Source organism: Flavobacterium sp. (genome assembly GCF_029242675.1).
Classification (GTDB): Bacteria; Bacteroidota; Bacteroidia; order Flavobacteriales; family Flavobacteriaceae; genus Flavobacterium.
Genome location: NZ_JAQWTM010000235.1, coordinates 1 through 8,702, shown reverse-complemented (window position 1 = coordinate 8,702; position 8,702 = coordinate 1). Strand labels below are relative to the sequence as shown.

Annotated in this window: 7 protein-coding genes and 1 pseudogene; 1 reads left to right on the top strand and 7 read right to left on the bottom strand. The window is 34.0% G+C overall.

The genetic code is table 11. The features are described from left to right. The 3 genes and pseudogenes from P8M54_RS08725 to P8M54_RS08715 all read right to left on the bottom strand — a co-directional run. Positions 1-129, bottom strand: a pseudogene (locus tag P8M54_RS08725) (aspartate-semialdehyde dehydrogenase); the annotation flags it as partial. Between the two features lie 162 nt (positions 130-291). Beyond that, positions 292-714 carry a large conductance mechanosensitive channel protein MscL gene (mscL, locus tag P8M54_RS08720; protein WP_300287293.1) on the bottom strand — a complete coding sequence of 141 codons (423 nt, stop codon included), beginning with the start codon at positions 712-714 and terminating at the stop codon, positions 292-294. Positions 715-805: 91 nt separating this feature from the next. Beyond that, positions 806-3,250 (bottom strand): bifunctional UDP-N-acetylmuramoyl-tripeptide:D-alanyl-D-alanine ligase/alanine racemase, encoded by a 2,445-nt coding sequence (locus P8M54_RS08715; protein ID WP_300287291.1) that lies wholly within the window; start codon positions 3,248-3,250, stop codon positions 806-808. A gap of 220 nt (positions 3,251-3,470) precedes the next feature. Here P8M54_RS08715 and P8M54_RS08710 point away from each other — a divergent pair, with 220 nt between their 5' ends. Continuing rightward, complete coding sequence (locus tag P8M54_RS08710) at positions 3,471-4,076, top strand: hypothetical protein (RefSeq protein WP_300287289.1); 606 nt, start codon at positions 3,471-3,473, stop codon at positions 4,074-4,076. On the opposite strand, the gene P8M54_RS08705 is transcribed toward P8M54_RS08710, so the two are convergent. The 4 genes from P8M54_RS08705 to P8M54_RS08690 all read right to left on the bottom strand — a co-directional run bounded on the left by P8M54_RS08705 (position 4,071) and on the right by P8M54_RS08690 (position 7,478). Further along, positions 4,071-4,793, bottom strand: coding sequence for a porin family protein (locus P8M54_RS08705; RefSeq protein WP_366525140.1), 723 nt, complete (start codon positions 4,791-4,793; stop codon positions 4,071-4,073). The genes P8M54_RS08710 and P8M54_RS08705 overlap by 6 nt on opposite strands. A gap of 946 nt (positions 4,794-5,739) precedes the next feature. Then, complete coding sequence (locus P8M54_RS08700) at positions 5,740-5,901, bottom strand: hypothetical protein (RefSeq protein ID WP_300287284.1); 162 nt, start codon at positions 5,899-5,901, stop codon at positions 5,740-5,742. Positions 5,902-5,988: 87 nt separating this feature from the next. Then, positions 5,989-6,882 (bottom strand): NADAR family protein, encoded by an 894-nt coding sequence (locus tag P8M54_RS08695; protein ID WP_300287282.1) that lies wholly within the window; start codon positions 6,880-6,882, stop codon positions 5,989-5,991. Continuing rightward, positions 6,879-7,478 carry a transposase gene (locus tag P8M54_RS08690; protein ID WP_300287280.1) on the bottom strand — a complete coding sequence of 200 codons (600 nt, stop codon included), beginning with the start codon at positions 7,476-7,478 and terminating at the stop codon, positions 6,879-6,881. The genes P8M54_RS08695 and P8M54_RS08690 overlap by 4 nt, the downstream gene beginning before the upstream one ends. Positions 7,479-8,702: the final 1,224 nt, after the last annotated feature.

The window sequence follows — 8,702 nt, the reverse complement described above, 5'->3', positions numbered from 1 at the left end:
CTTTCCAACAGATCTTTCTGAAGCCACAAGAATTAATTCATCCTCATTACCAACAAAATTTCTCTCTGCTAAAACCTGTAACATAACTTCGCCAACCATTCCAGTTGCACCTACTACTGCTATTTTCATTTTATATTTAATTTAGGACTGTTATTTTAATGATACAAAAGTAAGTAATAAAGAAATAAAAATAATACCGTTCACAAAAAGTAACAAAATGTTACAATTATAACAAAAAGAAAAACCATTCGCCGCAGCGAATGGTTAAGTTGAACATATAATGTAGCGGTCTTATTTTTTTAACAAATCTCTAATTTGAGTAAGTAATTCCTCTTGAGTAGGTCCAGCTGGTGCTGCAGGCGCAGGTGCAGCTTCTTCTTTCTTTTTCAATTTTTCAGCGGCTCTTAAAATAACAAACACAAAAAATGCTATAATCACAAAATTAATGATCGCTTGCAATAGATTACCATAAGTAATTACGGCTGCTCCAGCTGCTTTAGCGGCGTCAAGATTAGCGTAGCTTTCCCCATTTAATGCAATAAACTTAGTTGTAAAATCAACACCTCCCGTCAGCAAACCTACAACAGGCATAATAATATCGTCGACGGCTGAACCTACAACTTTACCAAAAGCACCACCAATTACTACGGCAGTTGCTAAACTTAATACATCGCCCTTCATTAAAGAGGCCTTAAAATCACTGAAAAATCCCATACTTTTGTTTTTTAGATTAATACTTTTTTTTAGAACTCTAAGATATGTTAAAAAATTCTTAATGATAAAAAATCTCGTTAAGTATCAATTATCATCGATAAAAAACCCGTTTTACACGCTGGGAAATACTAGTTAATACCTCATATGGAATGGTATTCAGCTTTTTGGCGATGTAAGAAACAGTGGGTTTGTCCCCAAAAATAATAACCGAATCACCCTCAGTGCAATCAATATCTGTAATATCCACCATCAGCATGTCCATACAAACACTGCCCAAAATTTTGGCTTTTTTATCTTTGATAGAAACAAAACCAAGACCATTTCCCCAAGTCCTAGAGATTCCATCTGCGTAACCTATAGGAATAGTAGCCACACGAGTGGGTCTATCGGCAATAAATTTACGACCGTAGCCTACACTCTCGCCAGCAGCAATCATTCTTGTTTGTGAAATTACCGATTTCAATGTCCCTACGTTTTCAAGGTATTTCTGCTCCGCTGGATCATTGGAAACGCCGTACAAACCAATCCCTAGCCGGACCATATTGTACTGCGAGTTCGGAAAATTACTGATTCCTGAGGTATTTAAAATATGACGAATTGGGTTGATCCCTAGTTCGTTTATAATTCTCGAAGATAATTTTTCAAATAGCTGTATTTGACCGTTGGCAAAATCCAAATGCTGCTGATCATCACTAGTAGCGAGGTGTGACAATATACTTTGAACCTTAACCGAAGACTCGTTTTTTAAGGTGGAAATTAATTCCTCTAAATTATTTTCCTCAAAACCCAAACGGTGCATTCCAGTATCGACTTTTATATGTATCGGAAACTGCTGTAGGTTTTTTTGTTTGGCAATTTTTAAAAAAGCATGCAATCCCTTTAAACAATATATTTCAGGCTCTAACTTGTAGTGAATTATGGCTGCAAAGCTGGTGTTCTCTGGGTTTAACACCATAATAGGCGTTTTTATCCCTCCATTTTTTAACGAAATGCCCTCATCGGCGAAAGCCACACCCAAATAATCAACCTTATGATGCTCAAGTAATTTTGCGATTTCTAATCCTCCGTTTCCATAGCCAAAAGCTTTTACCATTACCATCGTTTTTACCTTTGGCGCAAGCTTAGACTTGAAAAAATTTAGATTATAACTAATGGCATTCAAATTAATTTCGAGCACCGTTTCATGCGTCTTCTCTTCGAGCATGTAAACAATTTCTTCAAATTGAAAAGATCGTGCTCCCTTAATTAAAATGGTTTCATTGCTAAAATCGAGTGTGTCAAATTTCGCAATAAAATCAGCAGTAGTTTCAAATGTGATACAGTTTATAAAGGACTCTTTAAAATTTGAAATGGTGTTACCTATTCCGATAACTCTCGTGATATTATTTGAAACTATGAGCTGCGCTACTTTAGAATACAACTCCTCTATCGATAAGCCACTTTGAAAAATATCCGATAAAATCAAGGTTTTTTTAGAAAATTGCTTTTGGCTCTCTAAAAAATCCAAAGCGATTTTTAAAGACTGAAAATCAGAGCTGTAACTATCATCGATTATACTACAATTGTTAATTCCGGTTTTCACTTTTAATCGCATTTCAACCGGAAACAGTAGTGCCATTCGAGACTGAATCGTTTCAAAATCGTATTTAAAATAGAGCAATACGAGAAAACACGAAATGGCATTTTCAATCGAAGCCTTATCTTGAAAAGGAATTTGTAGTTGATAATCGGTGCCTTGATAGTGACAGGTCAAGGTGGTTTGTGCATTTACTGTTTCGGTTTTACTCACAAAAACAGCTGCCGTTTTATCTTTGTAGCTCCAAGAAAATAAATTTGTGCCTAACGGTATACAGGAATCAACTAACTTATTTTTCTGATAAATAAGAATTTCACAATGCTTAAAGAGTAGTAGTTTTTCTTTGATCTTTTGCTCCGTACTTTCAAAACCTTCATCATGCGACGATCCTATACTCGTGAGTACGCCTATAGTTGGTTTGATAATCTCCTCGAGCTTAGCCATCTCAGCGACTGTAGAAATTCCGGCCTCGAAAATTCCTAAATTGTGCTTTTCGTTTATAGAAATGACAGACAAAGGCACACCCACTTGAGAGTTGTAACTTTTAGGACTGCGTATCACATTATAATCCGGACTTAATAAAAAATTAAGCCATTCTTTTACAATAGTTTTGCCATTACTACCTGTTAGACCAATTACCGGGAAATGGAATAAACTACGGTAATACCCTGCAAAAAGTTGCAGTGCCTGGAGTGTATCCTCTACAACCAAAAAATTAGCGCGATCCCTACATCCATCAGGAATATAACGAACAACAAAATTTTGTACCCCAATGTCTAATAAATCATTGATGTAACTATGTGCATCATTATTAGGTCCTACGATGGCAAAAAACAACGTACTCGAGCTGTTTTGCAAAGAACGACTATCGATAGAAACCGAATCGATCGTCGCAGCTGTTTGAATGCCAATAAAACGAGATTGAAGAACCGGAACAATGCTTTTTATGGATATACTCATGATTAATTTTAACTGCTATTAAATTGGGTTTGTTAAGTACCTACCCAACCTTTCCCCAAAAATAAGACTTCTTTTCAAAACAAGGGTAATTGCAAGCCACTATTTGCTTTCGTCAGTTTAATATAACTAGCTTTCAAAAAGTAGTTAACTACTTGCTTATACAGTTTTTCGTGTACACTATAATTGCTATATTTGTAAATCATATCAACACATTACCGCCTTGAAAAAACTACTAATTCTTGTCTCCTACTTTTTTCATCCCGTTTTTATACCGGTATTCGCGACTCTATTTTATTTATTTACTAAGAAAACAACATTCGTATTTCAGGAACAGCTATTTATCTTATTACAAGTTTTTATAGTAACCTTAGTAGTCCCTATTTTGTTTTTCTTTTTATTGAAGGTGACAGGCAAAATTAGTTCGGTGATGGTACCTGAAATTTCAGAACGCAAACTACCCTTGGTGATTCAGTCGTTTTTGATTATCATATTAGTAAAGCAAAGTATCACCCTAGAACGCTATAGCGAACTGCATTTTTTCATGCTTGGCGCTTTAATGAGTACATTAATCGCTCTCATTCTTTTATTTTTTAAGTCAAAAGCGAGCCTGCACATGATGGGAATTACGGGACTAACGCTATTCTATTTTGGCTTAAGCATAGCGTACCAAATACAAAACATCGTTTTATTTGCAATACTCATTTTCATTACTGGTCTAGTAGCCTCGTCTCGCTTAGAAATGAAAGCACATACTATTAAAGAAATATTAGTAGGAATGCTTTTAGGAGGTGGACCTCAGCTTTTACTGATGCCATTATGGTTATAGAATGTAAAAGATAATCCCTAATTGTAGTGATTTAAAATTGACAGTTTGCCCATCGACTATCGCTGATTTGAACAATGGATTGAGGCCATAATAGGCATATAGGTTAATTGTATTGTAACCTCCTGACAAATAAACACCATATAAAAATTCATTAAAATCTTTATTGTTTATTACAACCGACTTCGTGCTGGCCGTAAATACGGAGCGATCATACAGCAAGTAACTGAATTTTACCCCGCCATAAATTCTCCAAAACTTGTAACTTTCAAATGTTGAAGTACGCCATCTGAATTCTAAAGGAACTTCAACCAGTAGCTGGGTAAATTTATTTTTACTGAAACCAGCACCATTGTTATTTATAGAATAATTGATATCCGCACCTGATTGAGAGATCGTTAAGTTTTGATTGTAATTGTTCAACGCAAACCCAATTCCTGTTGCAATCGCTAAATTTCTGTTTTTATTAATAGGCATATCTCTTAAAAAACCAGCAGCGAGTCCCAAGGCAATTTTTTGTTGACTAACACCCGCAGGACTATCTTGTAACGTATTGTAGGTAAGTCCTAAATAAAATTGGTCTTCGCGATAAAGTGAATCAATTTTTACTGGAGCTTGCTCTTTTTGTGTTTCGAGTTCTTGTGCAAAAGTACTTGTAAACGATAGTAACAAAATACCGTTTACTAGAATCGTTTTTATTGTATTACGAATTGTTGCCATAATCATGTTACCCTAATATTTAGCAGTAGTCTTATTAAAAAGGACCACTTGTACAAATATACTATTTTGACTGTCTTTTTGTACAAATAATTCCAAAAACACTAAAACCCCTTAGATTGCTCTAAAGGGTTCTAATTAGTAGGACTATAAAAAATTGGGGCTTTTTATAATTCGGGGAAATAATACAATTTTATTCTTGAAAACTAGAGTAACATAGAAACCAAAATCGCTATTGAGGAGCCAGCCATAATAATAAAAAAACTGCCTACATATAAGAACATTCCCTCTTTTTTATTTGCTGCTTTCATCTGATTACTGTTTTAGATTTACACTAGTATTACTTTTTTCTTAGAACAAACCTATACAAAAATCTGTTTAAAAACAAATATTACCGATAAAAAACACTAATTAACATATTTTGTATTATTTAACTTATTAAAGATTCATTGATTATCAAAAAAGTACTTACCTAAAACTATTATTAGAACTTAAAATATATTTTTTAATTCAAACGTATCGCAATTAGTTCTAAAACAGTAATCTATGAATAAGTTATCAGCCGATTGCTCGGATATGATAGCGCAAAATTGCTTGCTACACCTATTCCTATAGGTCACTAAAAAAACAATTTCTTCAAAAACAAAAAAGCTACACCTTTTTACAGAATGTAGCTTTGTGACTTGTATGGCCTACTCAATTTTGTGGGCACAGAATATCATTCCACGCTATCCGTAAAAAGAAATTTTTTGCCTATCCGATAGATCGGGCTTCGTGCGGTAGAGAGGTGATCCACACGAAAGTATTCGTGCGGGAGCGGGCTCCAAGTCAGGAGACTTTGCGGAGCGGGAGATTGACAGGTAAATCTTTTTAAATCTCCAATCAATAACTCTGGTTTTTGACCATTGACACTCCTAAAAACCAAATGAACATGATTACTCATTACACACTAAGCATGAACTTCTAAAACTTTATTTTTTTGACAAAATTCGATACTTTTAATAAGTAAATCTTTGTATTCATTTCGCGTAAAAACATCTAACCAGCCTACTACAGCAAAACTGATAAAATACAACCCCTCTGGATTATGAAATTTATAATTTCTACTCATAATTATATTTTTCTACTTTTTTACTCAAAATTTGTTGTTCAATCTCGATCCACACGAAAGGATTCGTGCGGGAGCGGGGGATAAAGATTAATATTCGCCCATTAATTCTATTCTAATCTGAGTAAGGATTTCTCCAAGTAAATTTTTACCCAACCACGTTTCTCTTTTTATGGCTCTTGCATCATCCTCTGCTAAACCAATACCCCAAACATTATCATTTGGTGCAGATTCTACAAGTGTAGTTCCTTTAGTTGCAAATAAATCATTCCTTAATTCTTCATTTTGAGTAAATTTGGCTTTGTTGCCTTCATATACCACTTTACTACGGAAGTATTTCCAAACATATTCATCATATTTTTTTACCTGCCTACCTAAATTTTTTATTTTTCTTACGTCATCGCTTTGCATGATTTGCTGGGCAATTTCTCTATCTAAAAAAATCATTGCCTTATGGTACATCATAAATTGTTCAGCTGATGAATATTCTTGAACATCTAATGGGAATAAGTCTTGTACAACATGTTTTTTCTTTTGCTCAGGCAAATCATTTATGCCTTCGTTTAGAATCGTTGTAGCTGTAAAATTACTTCTGTGCCATTGTGAAAATGGAGATTTTGTAATCCAAAAAAATGTATATGATTCAGAAAATTTACTGGTTCTCTCGGCAATCAAAGATAAATCTAAATATTCTTCTAAATTCATTCCCTCAATGCCTCTTCTATTTGCATAGAACTCTTGACTAGACAAAATATCATTATCCTTTTCTTCAAAAGATCTCTGTTCCCATTTAAATTTTGCTATTTGTCCAAAATAGATAAATCTATCTTCACTAGACATTAATTCCAATTCTGCCGAACTTAATTTTTTCATAACCCCCAGCTGCGCAAAGTCTCCTGACTTTGAGCTAAATTGTAAAAATCTCTTCTGCGCAATCCCGAAAGCTTGCGGAACCCGACTTTGAGATAAATTATAAAAAATCATTGACTTAAATACTTGATAAATGAAGATTCTTTTAAAACATCTACTTTTGGAATTTCTGCTAATTCTACCTCAACTAATCCTTCCTTATTTATGTAATTACTGGCACTTGAATAGATATAATCTTCAATATTTTTGACTAATCCTGAACGAACAGGATTCATGTGTATATAATCTATTTTTGACCATAAGAATTTCTCAGAATAAACTTCTTCTGCATGATTACCATATTGCCAAAATTGATAATTTTTATTTCTTGTATGTGTTTCTGTAGCTTTTTGAAATCGTTCGAGCATCCATTCTCTTCTACTCTCTGATTCATTTTGAATTTTATCTAAAATTGTTATTGCAGTAAATTTTTTAAAATCTCTTAATAAATCTGATAATTTACCGTCATTTGAGTGCACTACCATGTGTATGTGATTACTCATTATTACATAAGCATATATTATCATTCCTTTGTTTTTTATGCAATAATCCATGCATTCTATAACGCTATCTCTATAATTTTGTCTTGAAAAAACATCTATCCAGTCTACAACTGTTGCTGTTATAAAATGTACTTTTTCTTGGTCTCTTGTTACATAACCTTCTTTCATATTCTTTGATTTGAAATTAAAGATAGAGAAAAAATTGTTTCTTAAAGTTAGGTGACTATATTAAAAAGTAATATTTAGAGCTCAAAGTAAGGTCCCGAAAGCTTTCGAGATTGCGCAGCTGGATATTATATAGACCTCAAAGTCAGGAGACTTTGCGGAGCGGGGGTACTTAACTAAAACTATTATTAGAGCTTAATATATATTCATTCAACCGTATCGCAATTATTTCTAAAACAGTAATCTATGAAGAAGTTATTTAGCCGATTGCTCGGATATGATAGCGCAAATTGCTTGCTATTCCTATAGGTCACTAAAAAAACAATTTCTTCCTAAACAAAAAAGCTACACCTTTTTACAGAATGTAGCTTTCTGACTTGTATGGCCTACTCAATTTTGTGGGCACAAAATATCATTCCACGCTATCCGTAAAAGGAAAATATTGCCTATCCGAGCATGGGGCTTCGTGCGGTAGAGAGGTGATCCACACGAAAGTATTCGTGCGGGAGCGGGGATAGTCGAACTGACGAAGTAAATTTATAATTTCTACTCATAATTATTTTGTTTTACTTTTTTACCTCGTTGTTTAATCACGAACCACACGAAAGGATTCGTGCGGTAGCGGGGCGTAGGAATGAAAATTTGTTAAAGCAAAAAAGCTGAGTAGGAATATCTTTTGTATTGAATTTTTAGAAATAAATAATCGCATCGTGCTGTGAGGTTGTGAGGTAAATAATTTCGCTTTATAAAGATATGTTTTTTGATACGTTTTTTAACGCTAAAGATTGTGATGCGATTGTATGTGTAAAAAATAAGTTTCACGAAGCGTTTCTCATATTAACTAAACCTAACAAATTCTCTGAAGCTTCATTTTGAGAAAAACCTATAGATGGTACTTTGGCTGATAGCAGTGGGCGCAAAGTCAGATACATTTGAGCAGCGAGCAGACTATTATTTAACTCTTTGCGGAGCGAGGGATAGTCGAACTGACGAAGTAAATTTATAATTTCTACTCATAATTATATTTTTCTACTTTTTTACTCAAAATTTGTTGTTCAATCTCGATCCACACGAAAGGATTCGTGCGGTAGCTAGGCCTTCTTTGTTCATATTCTATTTTAATTATTTTATTTTGCTGCTAACCATTAATTTTTGCTGTGGCTGATAGCAGTGGGCGCAAAGTCAGATACATTTGAGCAGCGAGCAGACTATTATTTAACTCTTTGC

What these genes read in the sequence shown, in the direction of transcription:
- mscL (WP_300287293.1), bottom strand. Translation starts at nt 714, where the DNA reads ATGGGATTTTTCAGTGATTTTAAGGCCTCTTTAATGAAGGGCGATGTA.
- P8M54_RS08715 (WP_300287291.1), bottom strand. Translation starts at nt 3,250, where the DNA reads ATGAGTATATCCATAAAAAGCATTGTTCCGGTTCTTCAATCTCGTTTT.
- P8M54_RS08705 (WP_366525140.1), bottom strand. Translation starts at nt 4,793, where the DNA reads ATGGCAACAATTCGTAATACAATAAAAACGATTCTAGTAAACGGTATT.
- P8M54_RS08700 (WP_300287284.1), bottom strand. Translation starts at nt 5,901, where the DNA reads ATGAGTAGAAATTATAAATTTCATAATCCAGAGGGGTTGTATTTTATC.
- P8M54_RS08695 (WP_300287282.1), bottom strand. Translation starts at nt 6,882, where the DNA reads ATGATTTTTTATAATTTATCTCAAAGTCGGGTTCCGCAAGCTTTCGGG.
- P8M54_RS08690 (WP_300287280.1), bottom strand. Translation starts at nt 7,478, where the DNA reads ATGAAAGAAGGTTATGTAACAAGAGACCAAGAAAAAGTACATTTTATA.